This window comes from Leucobacter sp. Ag1, from assembly GCF_000980875.1.
In the GTDB taxonomy this organism is placed as follows: Bacteria; Actinomycetota; Actinomycetes; order Actinomycetales; family Microbacteriaceae; genus Leucobacter; species Leucobacter iarius.
In genome coordinates this window covers 1-20,846 of the sequence record NZ_LAYO01000066.1, presented here as the reverse complement: position 1 = coordinate 20,846, position 20,846 = coordinate 1, and the positions used below count along the sequence as shown (strand labels likewise).

Genomic DNA, 20,846 nt, shown 5'->3' with positions numbered 1-20,846 from the left:
GATGACCATCGATTTCGCGCGGTCCCCCCGCTCGACGCTCGGCATCGAGTGGGAGCTCGCCCTCGTCGATCCCGTCAGCCGTTCCCTCGCGAACACGGCACCGCCGATCCTCGCCGAGCTCGAACGGCGCTGGCCCCCGAGCCCGGGCGCTCCACAGGCGACCAGCGAACTGCTGCAGAACACCGTCGAGCTCGTCTCGGCCCCGCACCGGCGCGTGGGCGAAGCCATCGGCGAGCTCCGGCTACTCGCCGCGGACCTGCTCGACCAGGCGCGCGCCCACGGGGTGCGCGTGATCGGCACCGGCAGCCACCCGTTCTCGCGCTGGGAGGACCAGCTCATCACCCCCGGCGAACGCTACGGTCGATTCGTCGAGCGCACCCAGTGGTGGGGCCGCAACATGCTCATCTGGGGCGTGCACGTGCACGTGGGCATCGACCGCCGGGAACGCGTGATCCCGACCCTGCACACGCTGCTCACCTACCAGCCGGTGTTCCAGGCGCTCTCGGCGTCGAGCCCGTTCTGGGCGGGCGAGGCGACCGGGTACCGGTCCAACCGCACCCTCATGTTCCAGCAGCTGCCCTCGGCCGGGCTCCCGGCGCACGTCGAGAGCTGGGAGGACTTCGAGCGCGTCATCGAGGATCTCACCCGCACCGGGGTCATCGCCGAGCCGACCGAGGCCCGCTGGGACGTGCGCCCGGCTCCCCGCTGGGGCACGATCGAGGTCCGCTTCTGCGACGGCTCGTCGTCGCTCGAAACGCTGGGGGCCCTCGCCGCCCTCACCCAGTGCCTCGTCGAGGACTGCGCCCGACGACTCGACCGCGGCGAGACGCTGCCGCTGCTGCCGCCCTGGTTCGCCCGCGAGAACAAGTGGCGCGCGGCGCGCTTCGGCCTCGACGCCGAGGTCATCTACGACGCCGCGGGCTCGCAGGCCCGACTGCGCGACCGCGTGTCGGTGCTGCTCGACCGGCTCGCTCCGGTCGCCGTGGATCTCGGCTGCGTCAACGAGCTCGAGCAGGTCGCCCGGATCGTCGAGAGCGGCACGAGCGCCGACCGCCAGCTCGAGACCTACTCGCGGCTCGGCGGCACCCTCGACGCGCTCCGCGCCGTCGTCGACTCGGAGGCGGACGCGTTCGAGCGGAGCGTGCGCGGATGATCCGACCCCCTCGCCGAACCCGTCGAGCGCGCCTTCGGCGCATCGGGACGCTGGGGATCGCCGCGGCGCTCGGTCTCGGCGCGCTCGGCCTGGGCGGTTGCGCGCCCGCGGACGCGGGCTCGTCCTCGTCCGCGGCCCGCTCGGGCACGGAAGCCGACGCCGAGGCGCTGCCGCGCCTGGACGGCCAGCGCCTCACCCTGCTCACCGGGTGGTCGAAGCGGGAACGGGATGCGTTCGCCCCGGTCATCGCCCGGTTCGAGCAGCGCACCGGGGCACGGGTGAAGCTGACCGACGCGGACGAGCGGATCACGGCGAAGGTGTACCACGCGGTCGACGCATCGAACCTGCCCGATGTCGCCCTGATCCGGCAGCCCGGGCTGCTCCGGGAGCTCGTGGCGAACCGGGCGCTGATCCCGCTCGACACCGAGACCCGCGACCGGGTCGCCCGGCACACCGCGCGGTCGTGGCGCGAGCTCGCGACGGTGGACGGCACCGAGTACGGGGTCTGGTTCGCGGGCAGCACCTCCTCGCAGCTCTGGAGCCCCGATGCCGGGGCCGGCGGCGCGGCACCCGCGACCGGCGACTGGTCGGCGTTCCTGGGCGCGCTCCGCGACCGGCCCGCGTCTGACGGCCCCGCGATCTCGGTGGGCGCGAAGTCCGGCTGGCCCGTCGGCGACTGGTTCGAGAACCTCTATCTCGGCGATGCCGGCGCCGAGCAGTACGAGCGGCTGAGCCGGCACGAGATCCCCTGGACCGATCCGTCGGTCGCCCGCGCGCTCGATCGGCTCGCCGAGCTGCGCCGGACCCGGGGAGCTCTGCAGCCGGGCACCGCCGACGAATCGTTCGGAGACTCGCTCGACGCCGTGTTCGGCTCGCCGAGGCTCGCGGAGCGCGTCCTCTCCGGCGGCTCCGCGGTGCCGGAGTCCGCGACCGCCGCGCCGTTCCCCTCCCCCGCGGCCGAGCCCGGAGCGTCCGTCATCGGCGGCACCGTCGCCGTGCAGCTCAAGTCCTCGGACGGCGGAGCCGTGCTCCTGCGCTATCTCGCGGGAACCGAGGCGGCGGAGCTCTGGATCGCCGGCGGCGGGATCTCCCCCCACGGCGACGCCGATCTCTCGGGCGCCCCGAACGAGGCGGCACGAGCGGCGAACGAGCTGGTGCGCCCCGGACCGGGCGGAACCGGGCGCGACGCCCGCCGGTTCGACCTCTCGGATCTCGCACCGAGCGGATTCGGCGCGTATCCCGACAGCGGCGCCCAGCAGATCCTGCGCGAGTTCTTCGCCCACCCATCGGACGTCCCTCGGGCGCAGCAGCGTCTCGAACGCGCCGCGGAGGCGGCCTGGAGCACGGCGCTCCCGGCGCCGACCACCGCGCCGTAGCCGAGGCACCGCACGGTGGGGCCCTCGTTTCAGGCCGTTCAGTTCAGATCGAGCAACCAGTTCAGCACGAACGGATAGCCGAGCCAGACCACGAGCACCGTGACACCGATCGCGGTCGCCCAGACCGCCGGGACGCGCCGCAGCCGACGCCCGGCCGGAGCCACCTCGGTCCGGGGACGGTCTGCCCGGGGGTCCGAGTACGTGCGGGTCTGGTGCGCGAGCGACTCGGCGACCGTCTCCGAGAAGCGCAGCAGCGCCGCGGTCTCGTTGCGGTCCGAGCCGCGGCGGAACCGGTTCGAGACCACGATCAGCAGGTCGTCGACGACCTCGATGTCCCAGTGCCGTCCATAGTCGATGAGTCCGGCCATCACATCGGGGGTGAGGATCTCGAGCGCGTCCCGTTCGTACCCGCCCGGCGCGTGCGCGACGAACCAGCGGTCGAAGTCGCCCTCGAGGGAGATCCGCTGCGAGCCCGAGAGCGTCCCGCGGATCCGCCCGTTGGAGCGGGAATCGAGCAGCAGGTGCGGCAGGGTGCGCGGGAGTCGGAGCTGGAGGAAGCGGAAGGCGATCCGCGGCCCCTTCGGGTCGCTCTTGCCGCCGCGGTAGCGGGCCACCGCGATCTGCAGATCGGGCTCCCACCCCGAGCTCGCGCGCCAGAGCGCGAACCGCGTGCCGAACAGGCGCGGTCGGGTATCGCCGGCGCCCGTCGGCCTGCCGCGCGCGCCGCTCCGGAGCCGGTCGGTGGCGCGTTGCGTCTCGCTCGGCTCGGCGAAGAACACGCCACGGGAGACCGGGGCGGGCCCGTCGAGCGAGCAGTTCAGATCCCGCTCGCGCGCGAACCCTCGGAACGCGATCAACCGTCGGAGTTCGAACGGGCGCGCGAGGGCCACGAGTCCGATCACCGCGAGCGCCATCGTGATCAGGATGAGCAGGAACGCCACGAACGGGATCGCCCCGTCGAGCGCCTCGGGAAGCTGCCAGGACTTCGGGAACCCGACGCTGAGCGCGGAGAACGCCAGCGCACCCGTGAGTGCCGCCAGCAGGAGCAGCCCGGCACCGCCGAGCGCGCGCCGGAACACCCCAGCGTCGGACCCGCCGACCTCGCGCCAGGTCACGCGTCGCGGCCACTCCGCGCGGAACTGCGCCAGGCGGTCGTCGACGGGTGCGCTCATAGCGGGTGCTCGGTCGCGGTCAGCGGCCCTGCGGATGCGGGATCAGCGACGCCCGCGCCCGAGCATCTGCTGCAGCTGCTCCATGTCGGCCTCGCTCGGCATCGCTGCGCCCGCACCGCCGCCGGCCGCGCCGAGGCCGAAGCCCGATCCGCCGCTCGACTCGGCACGCGCGGCGACGCCCGTCGCCTCCTGCGCCCGCTTGGCGGGGTTGCCCGAGCGCTTCGCGCCCTTGCCCTTGCCCTGCGGCTGCTTCTTCTTGCCGTACCCGCCCATGCCGGGCACCGGGCCCATGCCGGGGATCTGCGGCACCCCGCCCTTGGCGACGGTCCGCATCATCTTCGCGGCCTGCTCGAAGCGCTGCACGAGCTGGTTCACGTCGGTCACGGTCATGCCCGAGCCCTTCGCGATGCGCAGGCGGCGCGAGCCGTTGAGGATCTTGGGGTTGTGCCGCTCGGCCTTCGTCATCGACTGGATGATGGCCTCGGTGCGGACGATCTCGCGCTCGTCGAAGTTGTCGAGCTGATCCTTCATCTTGCCCATGCCGGGCAGCATGCCCATCATCTTCTTGATGGATCCGGCGCCGCGCAGCTGCTGCATCTGCTTGAGGAAGTCGTCGAGCGTGAACGAGTCGCTCGCGATCTTCTCGGCGACCTTGCGCGCCTCGTCCTCGTCGAAGGCACTCTGCGCCTGCTCGATGAGGGTGAGGATGTCGCCGAGGTCGAGGATCCGGCTGGCCATGCGGTCGGGGTGGAAGGGCTCGAACTCGTCGAGACCCTCGCCCGTGGACGCGAAGAGGATCGGCTTGCCCGTGACTCCGCGGATCGAGAGCGCGGCACCGCCGCGCGCGTCGCCGTCGAGCTTGGTGAGCACGACGCCCGTGAAGTCGACGCCCTCCTGGAAGGCCTTCGCGGTGGCGACCGCGTCCTGGCCGATCATGGCGTCGATGACGAAGAGCACCTCGTCGGGATCGACGGCCTTGCGGATGTCCGCGGCCTGCTTCATGAGCTCGGCGTCCACGCCGAGACGACCGGCCGTATCGACGATCACGAAGTCGTGGTGGGTGCGCTTCGCCTCGGCCACGCCGTTCTTGGCGACCTTCACCGGATCGCCGACGCCGTTGCCCGGCTCGGGCGCGTAGATGTCGACGCCGGCCTGCTCGGCGACGACGCCGAGCTGGGTGACGGCGTTGGGGCGCTGGAGGTCGCAGGCGACGAGCATCGGGGTGTGGCCCTGGCCCTTGAGCCACTTGGCCAGCTTGCCCGCGAGCGTGGTCTTTCCCGCACCCTGGAGGCCGGCGAGCATGATGACGGTCGGCGGGTTCTTCGCGAACTCCAGCCGGCGCTGCTCGCCGCCGAGGATACCGATCAGCTCCTCGTTGACGATCTGCACGACCTGCTGCGCCGGGTTCAGCGCCTTGTTGACCTCGTCGCCGAGAGCGCGCTCGCGCACCTTGCCGGTGAAGTCCTTGACCACGTCGAGCGCGACGTCGGCCTCGAGCAGGGCACGGCGGATCTCGCGCACCGTGCCGTCGACGTCGGCCGCCGAGAGCTTGCCCTTCGACCGGAGGTTCTTGAAGGTGTCGGTGAGGCGCGTCGAGAGATTTCCGAAAGTAGCCATAGCAGGCCCATCCTACCCGGCCGCGGGAGGCGTATGGTGAGGGCATGGTCGCGGAGGAGCCGGCAGCGGATGCCCGCGGCGCAGCGCGGCTCCCCCGGTGGCCGGAACGGCTCGCGCTCGCGGTCCTCGTCGCCTCGATCGTCGAGCTGCTGGTGCTGATCGCGGTCGACGGCTGGCTCCCCGACGGGCTCGTGCTCCTGCTCGTCAACCTCGTCGTGCTCGGCGCGCTCGCCTCGGGCGCGCGGCGCGGCGCCCGGGAACCGATCCCGGGCGCGGACCCGGCCCGCGCTCCGATCGGCACCCGGTTCGCCACCGCGGTGCTCGGCTGGTGCCTCGGCGCGCTCGTGGTGCTGCTCGCGGCCGCCCCGGACGCGCGCGCGGCGCAGCTCGCGTTCGCGGGACCGCTGCTCCTGCTCGCGATCCCCGCGCCCTGGGAGTTCTGCTTCCCGCGGGCCGGAACCCGCTGGGGACGACGGCACTGGATCGCGCTCGGGATCGCGGACGCCGCCGTGCTCGTCGCGGCGGTGCTGGTGCCGCACTCGGGAGGCGCCGCGGCCCCGCTCGCGTTCGGGCTCGGCGTCGCCGCCACCCTGCCGCTCATCGCGGTCGCGTTCCTCCGCCCCCTCGGCGAGGTGGGATCCGCGCCGGGCGCGGAGCCGGAGACCGGCGCCGAGACCGACCCCTCCGCCGGCGGGTGAAGCGACCACGGAGAGGCTCCGGAGCGGGCGCGAACTCGGATTCCGATCCGGCGATCCCCACTGATACTGTTCTCTCCCGGTGCCGAAGCCGGGCGCGGCAGGGCACCGCCTCCGTTCGCACCCGGTGCTGCCCGAAATCAGGCGGCACCGCACGACGAACGAGTGGGGGGAAGCTCTTGGCTTCGAAGAAGATCCAGACGACGGCCGCGACCGGAGCGGCGGCGATCATCGGCGTGCTGCTGCTGCCGACGGGCGCAGCGACCGCGACCGCCGCGGGGACCGAGTACACCGCGGTGGGGCACGCGACCTCAGCGTACGGTGCGGAGATGCGCGCGGAGCTCTCGGTGAGCTCCCGCACCGTCACCGCCGCCGGCGAACGGGTCGTCTACCGGCTCCGAGTGCCGTTCTCGGAGTTCACGCATCCGCAGCCCGGGTTCTACCCGCTCACCGCGATGCGGGCGACCGTGGACCTCTCGGCGATCGCGGACGACGTCGCGGATCTCGATTCCGTGTTCGACGATCTCGAGACCTCGCCGCTGCCGGATCTGCTGGTGCGGCGCGACGGCACCACCGTGGTCTTCGAGGCGGAGCACGCGGCCGATGCACGGGAGTTCGTCGCGACCTTCGCGGTCGACTTCGCGCGCGGCGGCGACGGGGACCTCGGCGTCGACGCGACCGTGGCGATGCGCGGCGGCGAGAACCGCTGGGACTACGGCGCGAGCGTCACGGTCGGCGTTCCCGTGATCGCCGCGCAGCCCGCGCCGATCATCCGCAAGACGGTCGACCGCACGCGCGTGACCGCCGCGAACCCGGCGGTGCGCTACACGATCGAGGTGACCCGCCCGAAGGGATCCACCGCGACCGCGTTCTCGCTCTCCGACGACCTCGCCGACACGATCGCGGAGGCCGGAGGCGCGATCCCCGCGGACTTCCGCGTCGAGCGCGGCTCGGTGGCACCCGCGCAGGACGGCCTGCCGGCCGGCGTGTTCGCCGTCGGGAACGGCGTGCTGACCGGACGCGGCGCGTACGACCCCGAGGGGCGCTTCGCCCTCTCCTTCTCGACCGTCCACCTCGGATCCGCCGACGGCGTGCTGCGGAACACCGCCTGCGCGGAAGCCCCGACCCGGAGCATCGGGGCGGTAGGGACACCGGAGTTCGTCGAGGTACGGGGAGACCGCGCGTGCACCGCCGCCCCCGAAGTGACCATCGACCGGGTACCGCCGACGCCGGACCCGGAGCCCGAACCGACGCCCGAACCCGAGCCGACGCCGAGCCCGGATCCCCGGCCGACGCCCGCCCCGCACCCCGCGACGCCCACCGCGGACGGCGCCGAGCGGTCCGGAACCCTCGCGACCACCGGTGGCACGGCCACCGGCGCCGCGACGGTCATCGCGGGCGCGCTCGCGCTGACCGGCGCCGGCGCGCTGCTGCTCCGCCGTTCGCGAACCCGACGCGACGCCTGAGGCGACGAGGGAGCACCCCGTGTCCGCACCGAGCATCCTCGTCCGGGTCGTGAGCTATCGCGATCCGGAGCTGCTGCGCACCGTCGCGTCGGCCTGGGAGCAGGCCGATCGCCCGGAACGGATCCGCTTCGCGATCGTGCAGCAGTTCGGCCCCGAGACCGCCGAGCAGCTGGAGCCGCTGCGCGGCGACCCGCGCGTGCGAGTGTTCCGCACCGAGTGGTCGAGCGCGCGCGGGCTCGGCTGGGCCCGGCGCATGACCGACCGCATGCGCACCGACGAGGCCTTCGCGCTGCAGGTCGACGCGCACACCCGGTTCGCGCCCGGCTGGGACACGGCGCTGATCGATCAGTGGGAATCGCTCGACGATCCGCGTGCGGTGCTGAGCTGCTACCCGGGCGCGTTCACCCCGCTGGACGAGCACCGTGTCGAACTGCGGGAGGCCGGGCCGCACCTGATCGTCCCCGCCGGGACCGATCAGTACGGTCTGCCGCGGCAGGACGGGGGCCCGGCCGCATCGGCCGGCACCCCCGGGCTGCTCGTCTCCGGCGGGTTCCAGTTCTCGGCCGGCGCGCTCTGCAGCGAGCTCGAGCAGGTGCGCGACGTGATGATCGCCGACGAGTACGTGCAGGCCCTGCGCCTGTTCACGCACGGATGGAACGTGCGCGCGCCGGGATCCGTCCCGCTGTTCCATCTCTATCGGCGGGATCGCCCGATCGACGCGCACGGCTTCGCCCGGGACTTCGCGTCCACGCCCGGGACGGCCGCCGCGGCCGAACGGCTGATCGCCCGCAGCCTGGCCGCGGCGCGGGCGATCATCTCGGGTGACGGAGCCGGAGCCCTCGGCGCGGTGCGTTCCCGGGAGGAGTTCGCGGAGCGGCTCGGAGGGCTGAGCGCGGACTCGCTCGACTACTCGTAGTCGTAGAAGCCGTGGCCCGAGCCCTTGCCCAGACGGCCCCGGTCGATGTAGTCCCGCTTGAGGATCTCGGCGAACTCGCGCTTCACCGGATCCGCGCTGTCCTTGCCGAGGTAGTACGGGGTCATCATGCCGACGACGTCGAAGATCTCGAAGGGGCCGGACGGCGAACCGGTCGCGATCTTCCAGGTCTTGTCGATGTCGGCGGGAGTCGCCACGCCCTTCACGAAGAGCGCCGCGCCGGCGTCGAGGAACGGGACGAGCAGCGAGTTGAGCACGTAGCCGGGCTGCTCCTTCATGATCCGGATCGGCACCATGCCGATCTCCTCGGCGAACCGCGCCACCTGCTCGAAGACCTCGGGATCGGTGCCCGGGTGCCCCATGACCTCGCCCGTGTTGAACTTCCAGACCTCGTTCGCGAAGTGGAGCGCCAGGAACTTCGCCGGCCGGTCGACGAACGGTGCGATGGCGCTCGGCAGCAGGGTCGACGAGTTCGTGGCGAAGATCGTCTTCTCGGGAGCGAGCGCGCTGACCTTCTCCCAGGTCTGCTGCTTGATCTCGAGCGACTCGGGCACCGCCTCGATCACGATGTCGGCGTCGCTCAGCGCGTCCGCCAGATCGGAGGTCGCGCGGATCCGCGAGACGGCGGCGTCGAGCTTCTCGGCCGTCGCGTCGGGCAGGTCCCGGAGGTAGGCGGCTTTCAGGTAGTCCCACCGCTCCGGCAGCTTCGCCAGGATCTCGTCGCTGAGGTCGTAGGCCACGACGTCCTTGCCGGCGTAGGCCGATTGGAAGATGATCTGGGAGCCGAGCACGCCGGTCCCGAGCACGGTGAGGTTCTGCATGGTGCGCCTTTCTCGAACGTCGCCGCGCGGATGGCGGCGATCCGGTCCGGCGGCCGCTGATCGAGCCGACCGTCAGGCCATGCTTCTGGTCTACTCCTCTTCGGCGAAAAGCACCTTGTGGTTTCGCGATTCGCGATCAGATCGAGAATTCTCCGCAGATTCTGCGGTGAAAACGAGATAGAACCAGAGAAGCTACACCGCGCCCATCGGCCAGTAGCTGCCGTACTTCACGAGGACGGCCTCCAGCGTGCGGTGGTCGGGGGTCCGATCCCGCTCGAATTCGAGCTGCGACCGGCCGTTGTGCACTCGGATGGTGGCTTCGCGCCCCGCGACCTTGCAGTCGGCCCAGGCCGCGTCCCACGCGAGCGAACCGTCGGCGGCGAGCACGCGCACGCCCGCGCCGTCGAGCTCGACCCGCGCGATGCCGCGACCGCCCGCCGGGAGCGCCATCGGGAACTCGGACTGCTCGTAGGGGGCGAAGTAGGCGACGAATCCGACGCGCGCGTTCGGGTAGCCCTCGCGGACCTCGCGGGCCACGCGCGACACCCGGAGCGCGCCCCGCTCGACGGGGAGCTCCTTCCCGCTGGGATCGCCGAGCGGCAACCCGGGCACCTCCGTTCCGGGGACGAAGCGCTGCTGGAAGATCTCCCACTGACGCTTGCCGTCATACGCGTTCATCGACGAGGTCGCCAGCAGCGGCTGACCCGCGTCCCACTGCGCGGTGAGCCCGTAGGACGGCTCGGTCGCGCGGTTCTTGCGCCGGCTGCTGCGCACGCCGAGCACGACGATGAGCACGAGCACCACCGCGCCGACGGCGAGGAAGATGAGGATGGGCAGATCTTCTTCTTGTGCGGGCACGAGGGTCCTTCCGGGATCCAGGGCGCAGGGGCTCCGACGCCGGACCGCGCATTACGCGACAGAGTACCGGAAATCACCGACGCCGTGAAAGCGCTCCGACGCCGCGACTGCGCCCGGATCAGTGCGGCAGATTGAGGATCGCCACGACGATGATCGTGGCCGCCGCGACCACGCCGATGGTGATGCTGACGGGGCGGCTCGCGCGCTTCGCCGCGGCGTCGCGGCTCGCGATGGCCCGCTTCACCGGTTTCGCGTTCGCCCCGAGCTCCTTCATCATGCGCGGCAGATTGCGGCGGTAGACGCGCAGTGCCTCCCGGTCCTGACCCGTCGCGATCAGCGCCTCGGCGACGTCGTCGAAGAGGTCGAGCGTGAGCCGGTGCCGTTCGCCGAGCAGCGCCGCGGAGCGCTCGGCGGCGGCGCGGTACACCTCGAGGGCGAGCCCGTGCTGCCCGCGCCCCGAAAGGCGCCGGCCCAGCCAGGTCCGGTACTTGATCTCCTGCTCCGGCCGATCGCCCTGCTGCTCGGCGATCGCGATCGCCCGCTCCTGCGGCGGCACCAGCTCGTCGACCCGGTTCAGCTGCGCGAGCGCGAAGCTCTGCTGGTCGAGCGCATCCGCGAGCGCCCAGGGCTCCTGCGGGAGCAGACGTTCGATCTGCGGGACGAGCCGCGCATAGCTGTCCGCCGCCTCACGGTAGGCCTGCATCCGGCGGTGGCAGTCCGCGATGCCGCGCTCGGCCGCCAGCCAGTCGAGCCCGGGATCCCCCGCGAGTCCGTCGCGGGCACGGGTGTACTCGACGAGCGCGTCGGCCACGCGATCCATGCTCCGCAGGTGGTCCGCATAGCGGAGCGCCCGGATCCCGACCGCGTGCGGGTCGGCGGGATCCGCGTCGGCGGCGTCCGCGGCGAGCGCGGCCGTGACCCCCTCGGCCAGTTCTCGACGCTCCGCGGCCAGCGCCTCCGCGCCCGCGGGGCCGTCAGAGGAACGCCCGAGCTCCTCGAGCACGCGGTCCAGTTCCCTGATGCGGCCGAGCGTCTCGGGGTGGGCCTCGCCCAGCACCTCGCGGGACTCGGCGACGACGCGCTCCGAGAGCTGCTTCCCCCGGACGAGGTCGCCCGAGAGGCGGACCGCGCGTGCGAGGTTCGCGAGCGCGCCGAGCGTCTCGGGCGAACGCGGGCCGAGGGCCTCGGTGCGCTGCTCGACGACGCGTTCGAAGCGGTGCGCCGATTCGGCGTACCGTCCGAGGTGGAGTTCTTCGAGAGCGCGGTTGTTCAGGGTCTTGAGCGTGTCCCGGTTCAGCGCGCCGAGTACGCGGACCTGCAGCTCGTAGAGGCGATCCCACTGGGCGATCGCCTCGGCGTGGCGGTCGAGCTGGCAGACCGCGAGCGCGAGGTTGCCCAGCACGCTGAGCCCGGTCGGGGTCTCGAGCCGGCCCTCCTGCTCCAGGCGGGCGCGCACGGGGTTCAGGAGGGTCTCGACCTCGCGGGGCCGGTCCGCGTTCAGGTAGACGACGGCGAGGTCGATCGCCCGTCGGGGGTCGCCGCTGCGTTCGGCGATCTCGCGCAGCTCGGCCGCGGCCTCGTCGAAGCGGTCGAGCTCCTGCAGGGCGAGCGCGTGCAGGGTGCGGAGGTCGTCCAGCGCCCCGGGCGATGCGCCCGCCGCGACGGCCTCCGCGATCCCGCTGCGCAGGCGCGGTTCGGCCTCGACCGCCCGACCCATGCGACGCAGCGCGATCCCCACGTTCTCGAGGGACTGCGCGATCCGCGTGGCGCTGCCCCGGAGCTCGGCCTCCCCCGCCGGATCCGGGTCGCCCGCGGCGAGCCGCGCATACTCGTCCTGCTCGAGCCGCAGCGATCGTTCGGCAGGGGGCAGCGCGTCCGCCGGCCGCTCGATCGAGATGAGCAGGCCGGCCAGCCGGTCGTAGAGGCGGATCGCGTCGACTCGGAACGGGATGCCGAGCGCGTCGATGCGCGCGGCGCCCGCTTCGAAGAGGTCGGCCGCCTCCTGGGAACGCTCGGGGAACCACTCGGCCCGGATGATCCAGGCTTCCGCGAGCGCCCGACCGCGGATGCGCAGTTCGTCGCGCGCGGCGGAGCGCTGCACCGCGTCCCGGCAGGCGTCCTCCGCGGCGTCGCAGAGTTCCTCGGCCAGCAGCACGGCGCGGTCCCGGGCCTCGCCGGGGGTGGCGGGGTCGGCGGCGGCACCGTCGAGGTGCGCGCGCAGCAGCCGCTGCTCGCGCAGGCCCGCCTCCACGGCGGGCACGGCGGTGCGGCCGAGTGCGCGAACGGCGTCCTCGCGCACCGCGGTGGCGGCGGTCAGAGCGTCCTCCGTCTGACCGTTCTCGCGCAGCAGCTCGATGATCTCGAACCGGGTGCGCAGCGGTGCCTCGGCGTCCGGACCCAGGAGCACGGTCTCCCGGCCGAGGATCTCGCGCAGGAGCCCCAGCAGGTGCTCCGGGCTGCTCCGCGGGTCGTCGCCGTCGTCGGCGAGCCGGCGCAGCACTCGGACGCGGAACCGCAACGCTTCGAGCGTGTCGTCGGCATCGCGCCCCAGCGCCCGCTCCATCGCGGGGATCAGGCGGTCGAGCTCGTCCGCCGCCTCGACGGCGTCCTCCGACCAGGCCAGGGTCCGTGCCAGCCAGAACCAGGCGTCGAGGGTGTCGGGATCCTCGAGTCCGAGCTCGATGCGGCGACCCTCGAGCACGCGGCGCCAGAGCTGCGCGGACTCGGCGTCGAAGTCGAGCCGGGACAGCGCCGTGGCCTTGTCGGCGATCGCGCGCAGGTGCAGCAGCGATCCGTCGCCGTGCGCGAGCGCCCGGGCGATCAGCATGTCGAAGGCTTCGAGCCCGTCGGCCCCGTCGAATCGGGCGCGCTGCTGAGCGCGCAGCGACAGCATCCACAGCGTGAGCGGGTGGGACGGCCCGAGCCGCCGTTCGGCCTGCCCGGCCAGGGTCTCGAGCGCGTCGAGGTCGCGGCTCGCCGTCTCCGCGCTCGCGCCGACCACCGCCGCGAGCCCGTGCGCGCTCAAGTACTCCTCGAACGCGCCCTCGTCGAGCGTCTCGGGCTCCCCGCCGACCTCGCGGATCGCGTCGTTGACCAGCTCGCCGAGCGCTTCGAAGAGCTCACGAGAGCGCTCGGTCTCGTCGATGCGGTTGAGCGCCGTCGCGAGCGACGAGATCGCCGAACGGTGCGCCTCGCTCGCGGCCCCGAACACCGCGACGACGCGGGGCAGCAGGATGCGGAGCTCGTCGATCGCCCGCTTCGTGCGCTCCAGGTCCCCGCGCTCCGCGCCGGACTGAGCCTCGGCCAGATCGTCGGCCAGTCGCTCGCGCTCCTCGTCGCTCATACCGTCGCCCGAGCCGGGATCAGCCGATGAGCTGCTGGGCGAACACGTGCGGGGTGAAACCGGTCAGATCGCCGATGCCCTCGCCCTGTCCGACGAGCTTGATGGGCAGCCCGGTCTTCTGCTGCACCGACAGCACGAAGCCGCCCTTCGCCGAGCCGTCGAGCTTCGTGAGCACGAGGCCGGTGACCCCGGCGTGCTCGATGAACGCCTCCGCCTGCGCGAGCCCGTTCTGCCCGGTCGTCGCGTCGAGCACCAGCAGCACCTCGGCGATGGGCGACTGCTTCTCGACCACGCGCCGCACCTTCGAGAGCTCGTCCATCAGGCCGCCCTTGGTCTGCAGGCGCCCGGCGGTGTCGATGATCGCGATGTCGAAGTCGTCGTTCTTGGCGCGCTCGACCGTCTGGAACGCGACCGAGGCCGGATCCTGCCCCTGCTGCTGGGGACGCACGATGTCGACGCCCGCCCGGTCGGCCCAGGTCGCGAGCTGCTCGACCGCGGCGGCGCGGAACGTGTCGGCCGCGCCGACGACGATCTTCTTGTCGAAGGTCTTGAGGTATCGGGCGAACTTGCCGATGGTGGTGGTCTTGCCGACCCCGTTGACGCCGACCACGAGGATCACGGCCGGGCGTTCCGAGAGGTGCAGCGTCGGGTCGAAGGCGGCGAGCCGCTCCTCGATCGATTCGCGCAGCATGCGCCGCAGCTCCTTGACCTCGGTGACCCGGTGCCGGTCGACCTGCGCGCGCAGCTCGCCGAGGATCGCGTCGGTGATCTCGGGACCGAAGTCCGCCGAGATGAGTGCGGTCTCGAGATCGTCCCAGGTGTCCTCGGTGATCTGCTCGGCACCGCGGAACATGCTCTGGAAGACGTTCGAGAAGGACCAGGAGCGCTCTGCCATGGCACGAGTCTATCGGCGGCGGGCCGTCCGTCGCGTCCGCGCTCAGGCCCCGCGCAGGCGGGCCAGGCGCTCGATCCCCCACTCGTAGCGCTCGCACCACAGCGCGGCGTGCACCCACGAGTCGGCGAGCACGACCCCGGGGTGGGCGCGCACCGTGCGGATGATCTCGGTGCACTGGGCGATGCTGCGCACGGCGATCGTCGCGACCATCTCGTAGCGCCCGGTGGTGCGCGCCGCGAACTCGATCGTGGGGATGTCGAGCAGCATCTCCTCGACGGCCTCCTGCGCGTCCTGCTCGCCGACGAGCACGATCCCGATGCCCGCGAGAATCGCCCCCGTCTCGACCCGGCGGCCGCGGACCGCGCCGATGCGCACCATCTGCGCGTCGAGCAGACGCAGCACGCGCGCGCGGCAGGCCGAGGCGGAGCGTCCCGTGTGCCGCGCCAGCTCGCCGAACGTCGAGCGCCCGTCGACCTGCAGCCGCGCGAGCAGGGCGATATCGAAGTCGTCGAACACGATCTCGCCGAGCTCGGGATCCTCGCCGAGGCGCAGGCGGCGCAGCACGCGGTCGTAGAGCCCGAACTGCACCTCGACGATCCCGTCGATGGAGCGGATCGCGCGCACCGTGCGCCCGACCTCCTCGTTGTCGGGCGCCCAGATCTCGACCACCGCCTGGTACTGGCCGATGGTCTCGGTGAGGAACACGACGCTGCCGTGCTCGAGCAGCTGTTCGAAGACGGGCTGGGTCGGTCCGGCGATGCGGAGCATGAGGTGCACCTGCAGCGGCAGGCCGAGCGCCCGCGGCGGCACGGCCGCGATGATCCGGATCTCGTCGGACTCCAGGAGCTCGTGCACCCGCTGCGCGACGACCGTGCGGTGCACCCCGAGCTGCTTCGCCAGGGCGGAGAACGGGGCGCGCCCGTCGAACTGCAGGGCGCGGATGAGGTCCTCGTCGAACGCGTTCATGGTTCGTATTGTGGCAGATCACTCGCCGTTCACCGCGACAGAAACGCTGTAGAACACGCGTTTCACGCGCGCGTTTCGACCGAAGTGGCGGAACCTATCGACAGATCCGCAATATCAAGTCCCCGTGAGCGTAATTCCGTCTTGCGGCACCGCGAATCGCGATTACGCTCGTACCGAATTCGCTGCCCAGCAAAGGAGCTCGCACGTGTCAGCATCAGCCCCCGCCGTCCCCGAGAATACGCACCGTCGTGCGCTACGAGGCGGCTTCGCCGCCCTCGTCGGCACCTCGATCGAGTGGTACGACTTCTACGTCTACGCCACCGCGGCGGCCATCATCTTCCCGCACGTGTTCTTCCCCAAGGACCTCGATCCGGGGCTCGCCACGCTCGCATCGTTCGGCACCTACGCCGTCGCCTTCTTCATGCGGCCCCTCGGCGGCATCATCTTCGGCCACGTCGGCGACAAGCTGGGCCGCAAGCCCGCGCTCACCATCACCCTCATCCTGATGGGCGTCGCAACCACCCTCGTCGGCGTCCTGCCCGGCTACGCCCAGATCGGCATCTGGGGCCCGATCCTCCTCATCCTGTGCCGCATGGCGCAGGGCCTCGCCGTCGGCGGCGAGTGGGGCGGCGCCAGCCTCATGGCCGTCGAGAGCGCGCCCAGCAAGTGGAAGAACTTCTACGGCGGCTTCACGCAGGTCGGCAACCCCCTCGGCGCGCTCATGGCGACCGGCGCCTTCTGGGCGCTCTCCTCGCTCGGTCAGGACGCGCTGCTGAGCTGGGGCTGGCGCCTGCCGTTCCTCTTCAGCATCGTGCTCATCGCCGTCGGCTTCTGGGTGCGCTTCAAGGTCGAGGAGACCCCGGTCTTCGAGGCCAAGGTCGAGGGCAAGGAGCAGTCCACGCCGCTCCTGTTCGCGCTGAAGAACAACTGGTCCCCGATCCTCCTCGGCTTCTGCATCATCGCGATGTCGTCCGGCGGCTACGTGATCGCCACGACCTTCGTGCAGAACTACGCGGACACCCCCGAGATCGGGCTCGACCCGACCATCATCCTGGGCGCCCTCACCATCGCGTCGCTCATCGAGATGCTCGTCACGCTGCCCCTCGCCGCCCTCGGCGACAAGATCGGCCCGAAGGCCGTCATGTACTTCGGCATCCTGGCCTCGTTCGTCGTGATCATCCCGCTCGTCCTCTCGATCCAGTCGAAGAACGTCGCATTCATCTGGATCTTCGTGATCCTGATCCGCGTCACCCTGAGCGGCGCCTGGGCCCCGCTGTCGACGCTCATGGCGCAGATGTTCCGCCCGCAGTCGCGCTACACCTCGATGTCGCTCTCGTACGGCATCGGTGCCGCGGTCTGGGGCGGCCTGTCGCCCGCCATCGCGTCGGCGCTGCTCCTCGCCACCGGCGGCAACTTCTGGTCCGTGGTCGCCTTCTTCGGCCTGCTGACCGTCGTCGCCTGGATCGGCGTGCGCTTCGCCCCGCAGCACTCCGACACCGCCCCGGTCACCGGATCGTTCAACGCCCGCACGGACACGACCGCGATCCGCACCGACGGCTGATCCCGAGCGGGTTCCGCGCCCCCGCGCGGAACCCGCTCCCTTCCCCGAACGCACCACCACGAACGCGAGGAAACGCATGGAAACCACCCGCAAGCGCACGACCGGCTGGGTCGTCATGGAGGCCCTCCGGGCCTACGGCATCGACACCGTCTTCGGCATTCCCGGCACGCACAACCTCGAGTTCTACCGCCCGCTCGGCGCGCTCGGGATCCGCCCCGTCACCACGCGGCACGAGCAGGGCGCCGGCTACGGCGCCGACGGCTGGTCGCTGCAGACCGGCAAGCCCGGCGTCGTGATCACCACGAGCGGCCCCGGCCTGCTCAACGCGCTCTCGGCGGCGGGCACCGCCTACTGCGAGTCCCGCCCCATGATCCTGCTCTCGCCCGGCCCCGCGATCGGCGCCGAGTTCGCCGACATCGGCACGCTGCACGAGACCAAGGATCAGCTCGGCGCCGCCTCCGCGATCGTCGAGTGGGGTCGCCGCGTGCGCACCGCGGAGGAGGCCGTGCAGGCCGTCCACGACGCCTTCGAGCTCTTCGCGACGACGCGCCCCCGTCCCGTCTACATCGAGGTCCCGCTCGACGTGCTCGAGCAGGAGACCGAGCTGCCCGACTCGGCGCTCGCACCCCGCGACTTCGCCGCCCCGGTCGCTCCCGACGCGGCGTCCGTGGCCGCCGCCGCCGAACTGCTCGCCGCGGCGCAGTCCCCCGCGATCCTCGCCGGCGGCGGATCCCGCGCCGCCGCGACCGAGCTGCGCGCCCTCGCCGAGCGTCTCGGCGCCCCCGTCGTGACCACGCTCAACGCCAAGGGCGTGCTCGACGAGTCGCACCCGCTCGCCGCCGGATCCAACCTGCGCCTCGCCGCCGGCCGGCGCGTCGCGCAGGACGCCGACGTACTGCTCGTCGTGGGCTCCAAACTCGGCGAGGCCGAGCTCTGGGCACCGAAGCTCGACGCCCGCGGCAGCGTAATCCGCATCGACCTGCTCGAGAGCCAGATCCAGAAGAATCAGCGCACCGACGTCGGCCTCGTCGGCGACGCCGCCGCCGCGCTCGCGGCGCTCACCGCCGCGCTCGGCGAGGGCGAGGCCCGCGACGCCGCTGGAGCCGCGGCCCGCGTCGCCGAAACGCTCGCCGCCGTCGGCGAGGAATCCGCCGAGCTCTCGGCCGAGAACACCGCGCTCGCCCGGAGCATCGCGGCGGCCCTGCCCGAGAACGCGGTCGTCGCGACCGACTCCTCGCAGATCGCCTATTGGGGCCTGCTGAACACCCTGCGCGTCGCCGAGCCGAACTCCACCCCCTACATGGCGACCTACGCGACCCTCGGCTACGGGCTGCCCGCCGCGCTCGGCGCGCGCATCGCGTCGCCGCACCGCCCCTCCTTCGTCGTCGTCGGCGACGGCGCCCTCATGTTCTCGATGAACGAGTTCATCACCGTCGTCGAGCAGGGCGAGGACGTGACCGTCATCGTCGTCGACAACGGCGGCTACGCCGAGATCAAGCAGAACGAGGTCGACGCGGGCATCGCCCCCGTCGCCGTCGACCTCGTGCAGCCCGACTGGGCCGCCGTCGCGACCGCGTTCGGCGGCACCGGACGCCGCGCCGCGACCGGCGCCGAGCTGGCGGAGGCGGTCGAGTCGGCCGTCGCCGCCGGCGGACTCCAGCTGATCCACATCGACCAGGCCGCGTTCTCGGCCGGCCAGGAGGCCTGAGCCGTGACCGACGCACCCCGCCCCGTCGCCGTCTACACCGACGTCGACGACACCGATCCCACGCCGGGCATCCGGCTCCTCGAGGAGCACGGTTTCGAGGTGCGCGTGCTCGGCACGCGCGATCCCGAGCGGATCATCGCCGGCGCGCAGGACGCGACCGTGCTGATGCCGGGCTACGCGGCGATCTCGCGCGAGGTCATCGAAGCGCTGCCGAATCTCCGCCTGATCTCGCTGATGTCGATGGGCTTCGACTACGTCGACATCGACGCTGCGACCGAGCGCGGCATCTGGGTCACCAACGTGCCCGGCGCCGCGACCGAGGAGGTCGCGACCCACGCGCTCGCGATTCTGCTGTCGGCCGTGCGCCAGCTGGACTTCTACACCGGCTCGGCGAACCCCGAGCGGTGGAACGACCGCGCTCCCGCGGCTCCCCCGCGCCTCAGCGAGGCGACGCTCGGCATCATCGGCCTCGGTCGCATCGGCCGCGAGCTCGTGCGCCTCGCCGGCCCCCTGTTCGGATCGATCGTCGGATACGACCCGATGCTGCCCGACACCCCCGAGGTGCGCGCCGAGCTGGAGCGCCTGGGCGTGCGGCGGGCCGAGCTCGACGAGGTGCGCGGCGCGGCGGACGTGCTCTCACTGCACCTGCCGCTCACTCCCCAGACCGAGCGGATGGTCGACGCCGAGTTCCTCGCGGCGATGCCCGCGGGATCGGTGCTCGTGAACGTGTCCCGCGGGGCGCTCGTCGACCACGCGGCCCTCGCCGCCTCGCTCGACGCCGGGCACCTCTCGGGCGCCGCGCTCGACGTGCTCGAGCAGGAGCCGCCCGCCGCGGACCATCCCGTGCTCGGCCGCGAGGATGTCGTGCTGACCCCGCATATCGCCTACTTCTCAGCGCGCACCGAGATCGAGTACGTGCGGATCCAGGCGCAGAACGCCGTGACGCTGCTCGAGACGGGCGCGCCCGAGTCGCCCGTCAACCGCCCGGCCTGAGCCGGGTCCCGCCCGGCCCCGCCCGAGCTCTCGAAGCCGGTCGTTCCCCTCGGGGAGCGGCCGGCTTCGTCAGTCCTCGCGGGCGATGCGCTGGCCGACAACCGCGGAGATGCCGTCCTGCCGCATCGAGACGCCGTAGAGCGCGTCGGCGATCTCCATCGTCCGCTTCTGGTGCGTGATGATGATGAGCTGCGAGTTCTCGCGCAGACGCTCGAACACCTGCAGCAGCCGCCCCAGGTTGGCGTCGTCGAGCGCTGCCTCGACCTCGTCGACGATGTAGAACGGGCTCGGCCGGGCCTGGAAGATCGCCATCAGCCAAGCGACGGCCGCGAGCGAGCGCTCCCCGCCCGAGAGCAGCGACAGCCGCTCCACCTTCTTGCCCGCGGGCTTCACCGTCATCTCGATGCCGGTCGTCAGCAGCTCGTCGGGATTGCTCAGCGCGACCTCTCCCGATCCGCCGGGGAACAGGATCGGGAAGACCTCGGCGAACGCGGCCTGGGTGTCGGCGAACGCGTCGGCGAAGATGCCCTGCATCTTCGCGTCGAGCTCCTCGATGATCTTCAGCAGGTCGGCGCGGGTCTTCGCCAGGTCGGTCAGCTGCTCCGACAGGAAGCGGTGCCGCTGCTCGAGCGCGGCGAACTCCTCGAGCGCGAGCGGGTTGATCCGGCCGAGCTGGGCGAGCTGCTTCTCGGCCTTCGCGAGCCGGCGCTCCTGCTCGGCGCGCACGAACGGCCTTCCCGCGGGCGATTCCGCTTCGGCGGATGCGCGCTCCGCGCGTTCGCGCTCGCGCTTCTGACGCAGCTCCGCCTCCAGCTCGCGCTCGAGCGCGGTCATCGGGGCGCCCTCGTCCGGGTCGTCCTCGGCGTTCGCGTCGTCCCCATCGCCCGCGTCGCCTGCGGCGGCCTCGGCAGGGTCCGGGAGCTCCGGGATCGGCTGATCCGGCCCGTACTCGGCGATCAGCACCTCCTCGACGAGCCCGAGCTCGGTGCCCGAGCGCTCGAGCAGCGACGACAGCTGCAGCTTCCGCTCGTAGCTCTTCAGCTCGGCTCCGTGCACCCGCTCGGTGAGCGACTGCAGGCGCTGCCGCAGCTCCGACTCCTCGGACCGCAGCAGCGTCAGCTCCTGGCTGTGCCGCGCGCGCTCCTGCTCGGCGGCCTGCTGCGCGAGCCTGGCCTCGGCGAGCGAGCGATCGCAGGCGTCGATCACGGCGGGCAGCGCCCCGGCGACGCGCTCGGCGCGGGCGACCTGACGGGCGCGCAGCACGGATCGGCGGGCCGCTTCCTCGGCC

Annotated in this window: 16 protein-coding genes; 8 read left to right on the top strand and 8 right to left on the bottom strand. The window is 72.3% G+C overall.

What is annotated here, in order from left to right; genetic code table 11:
* Position 1: 1 nt before the first annotated feature.
* Both XM48_RS02580 and XM48_RS02575 read left to right on the top strand, forming a co-directional pair.
* Positions 2-1,153 carry a glutamate--cysteine ligase gene (locus XM48_RS02580; protein WP_046454224.1) on the top strand — a complete coding sequence of 384 codons (1,152 nt, stop codon included), beginning with the start codon at positions 2-4 and terminating at the stop codon, positions 1,151-1,153.
* Positions 1,150-2,529 carry an extracellular solute-binding protein gene (locus XM48_RS02575; RefSeq protein WP_046454223.1) on the top strand — a complete coding sequence of 460 codons (1,380 nt, stop codon included), beginning with the start codon at positions 1,150-1,152 and terminating at the stop codon, positions 2,527-2,529. The genes XM48_RS02580 and XM48_RS02575 overlap by 4 nt, the downstream gene beginning before the upstream one ends.
* 38 nt (positions 2,530-2,567) lie before the next feature.
* Here XM48_RS02575 and XM48_RS02570 read toward each other — a convergent pair whose 3' ends face one another.
* Together XM48_RS02570 and ffh are read right to left on the bottom strand one after the other, a co-directional pair.
* Entirely contained in the window at positions 2,568-3,701 is a 1,134-nt protein-coding gene (locus tag XM48_RS02570; RefSeq protein WP_046454222.1) for a hypothetical protein, read from the bottom strand.
* Positions 3,702-3,743: 42 nt separating this feature from the next.
* Positions 3,744-5,318, bottom strand: a complete 1,575-nt coding sequence (ffh, locus tag XM48_RS02565) for a signal recognition particle protein (protein ID WP_046454221.1) — start codon at positions 5,316-5,318, stop codon at positions 3,744-3,746.
* Between the two features lie 44 nt (positions 5,319-5,362).
* Between ffh and XM48_RS02560 the strand changes: the two genes are divergently transcribed.
* The 3 genes from XM48_RS02560 to XM48_RS02550 all read left to right on the top strand — a co-directional run bounded on the left by XM48_RS02560 (position 5,363) and on the right by XM48_RS02550 (position 8,395).
* Positions 5,363-6,016, top strand: a complete 654-nt coding sequence (locus tag XM48_RS02560; protein ID WP_046454220.1) for a hypothetical protein — start codon at positions 5,363-5,365, stop codon at positions 6,014-6,016.
* A 176-nt stretch (positions 6,017-6,192) separates the two neighbouring features.
* Positions 6,193-7,479 (top strand): hypothetical protein, encoded by a 1,287-nt coding sequence (locus tag XM48_RS02555; RefSeq protein ID WP_046454219.1) that lies wholly within the window; start codon positions 6,193-6,195, stop codon positions 7,477-7,479.
* A gap of 19 nt (positions 7,480-7,498) precedes the next feature.
* Complete coding sequence (locus XM48_RS02550) at positions 7,499-8,395, top strand: GlcNAc-transferase family protein (protein ID WP_046454218.1); 897 nt, start codon at positions 7,499-7,501, stop codon at positions 8,393-8,395.
* On the opposite strand, the gene XM48_RS02545 is transcribed toward XM48_RS02550, so the two are convergent.
* From XM48_RS02545 to XM48_RS02525, 5 genes are all read right to left on the bottom strand, one after another.
* A complete protein-coding gene (locus XM48_RS02545) occupies positions 8,386-9,234 on the bottom strand; it encodes a 3-hydroxyacyl-CoA dehydrogenase (protein ID WP_046454217.1) in 849 nt (282 codons plus the stop codon). The genes XM48_RS02550 and XM48_RS02545 overlap by 10 nt on opposite strands.
* Before the next feature lie 192 nt (positions 9,235-9,426).
* Entirely contained in the window at positions 9,427-10,092 is a 666-nt protein-coding gene (locus XM48_RS02540) for a hypothetical protein (RefSeq protein ID WP_046454216.1), read from the bottom strand.
* Between the two features lie 118 nt (positions 10,093-10,210).
* A complete protein-coding gene (locus XM48_RS02535; RefSeq protein ID WP_046454215.1) occupies positions 10,211-13,435 on the bottom strand; it encodes a tetratricopeptide repeat protein in 3,225 nt (1,074 codons plus the stop codon).
* A gap of 19 nt (positions 13,436-13,454) precedes the next feature.
* A complete protein-coding gene (ftsY, locus tag XM48_RS02530) occupies positions 13,455-14,330 on the bottom strand; it encodes a signal recognition particle-docking protein FtsY (protein WP_046454214.1) in 876 nt (291 codons plus the stop codon).
* Positions 14,331-14,372: 42 nt separating this feature from the next.
* A complete protein-coding gene (locus XM48_RS02525) occupies positions 14,373-15,296 on the bottom strand; it encodes an Lrp/AsnC family transcriptional regulator (RefSeq protein ID WP_046454213.1) in 924 nt (307 codons plus the stop codon).
* Between the two features lie 205 nt (positions 15,297-15,501).
* On the opposite strand from XM48_RS02525, the gene XM48_RS02520 reads away from it, so the two are divergent.
* The 3 genes from XM48_RS02520 (at position 15,502) to XM48_RS02510 (ending at position 19,558) form a co-directional block, all read left to right on the top strand.
* Complete coding sequence (locus XM48_RS02520) at positions 15,502-16,857, top strand: MFS transporter (protein WP_046454212.1); 1,356 nt, start codon at positions 15,502-15,504, stop codon at positions 16,855-16,857.
* 76 nt (positions 16,858-16,933) lie between these two features.
* Positions 16,934-18,565 carry a thiamine pyrophosphate-binding protein gene (locus tag XM48_RS02515; protein WP_046454211.1) on the top strand — a complete coding sequence of 544 codons (1,632 nt, stop codon included), beginning with the start codon at positions 16,934-16,936 and terminating at the stop codon, positions 18,563-18,565.
* A gap of 3 nt (positions 18,566-18,568) precedes the next feature.
* The gene (locus XM48_RS02510; protein ID WP_046454210.1) at positions 18,569-19,558 is read left to right on the top strand and encodes a C-terminal binding protein; all 990 of its coding nucleotides are present in this window, start codon (positions 18,569-18,571) and stop codon (positions 19,556-19,558) included.
* 69 nt (positions 19,559-19,627) lie between these two features.
* Here the strand turns inward: XM48_RS02510 and XM48_RS02505 are convergent.
* On the bottom strand, positions 19,628-20,846 hold a 1,219-nt coding region (locus XM48_RS02505), incomplete at its 5' end, for an AAA family ATPase (protein WP_046454209.1).

Excerpts from the sequence above, each read along its gene's own strand:
- XM48_RS02580 (WP_046454224.1), top strand. The coding sequence starts at position 2 with ATGACCATCGATTTCGCGCGGTCCCCCCGCTCGACGCTCGGCATCGAG.
- ffh (WP_046454221.1), bottom strand. The coding sequence starts at position 5,318 with ATGGCTACTTTCGGAAATCTCTCGACGCGCCTCACCGACACCTTCAAG.
- ftsY (WP_046454214.1), bottom strand. The coding sequence starts at position 14,330 with ATGGCAGAGCGCTCCTGGTCCTTCTCGAACGTCTTCCAGAGCATGTTC.
- XM48_RS02515 (WP_046454211.1), top strand. The coding sequence starts at position 16,934 with ATGGAAACCACCCGCAAGCGCACGACCGGCTGGGTCGTCATGGAGGCC.
- XM48_RS02560 (WP_046454220.1), top strand. The coding sequence starts at position 5,363 with ATGGTCGCGGAGGAGCCGGCAGCGGATGCCCGCGGCGCAGCGCGGCTC.
- XM48_RS02545 (WP_046454217.1), bottom strand. The coding sequence starts at position 9,234 with ATGCAGAACCTCACCGTGCTCGGGACCGGCGTGCTCGGCTCCCAGATC.
- XM48_RS02525 (WP_046454213.1), bottom strand. The coding sequence starts at position 15,296 with ATGAACGCGTTCGACGAGGACCTCATCCGCGCCCTGCAGTTCGACGGG.
- XM48_RS02535 (WP_046454215.1), bottom strand. The coding sequence starts at position 13,435 with ATGAGCGACGAGGAGCGCGAGCGACTGGCCGACGATCTGGCCGAGGCT.
- XM48_RS02570 (WP_046454222.1), bottom strand. The coding sequence starts at position 3,701 with ATGAGCGCACCCGTCGACGACCGCCTGGCGCAGTTCCGCGCGGAGTGG.
- XM48_RS02575 (WP_046454223.1), top strand. The coding sequence starts at position 1,150 with ATGATCCGACCCCCTCGCCGAACCCGTCGAGCGCGCCTTCGGCGCATC.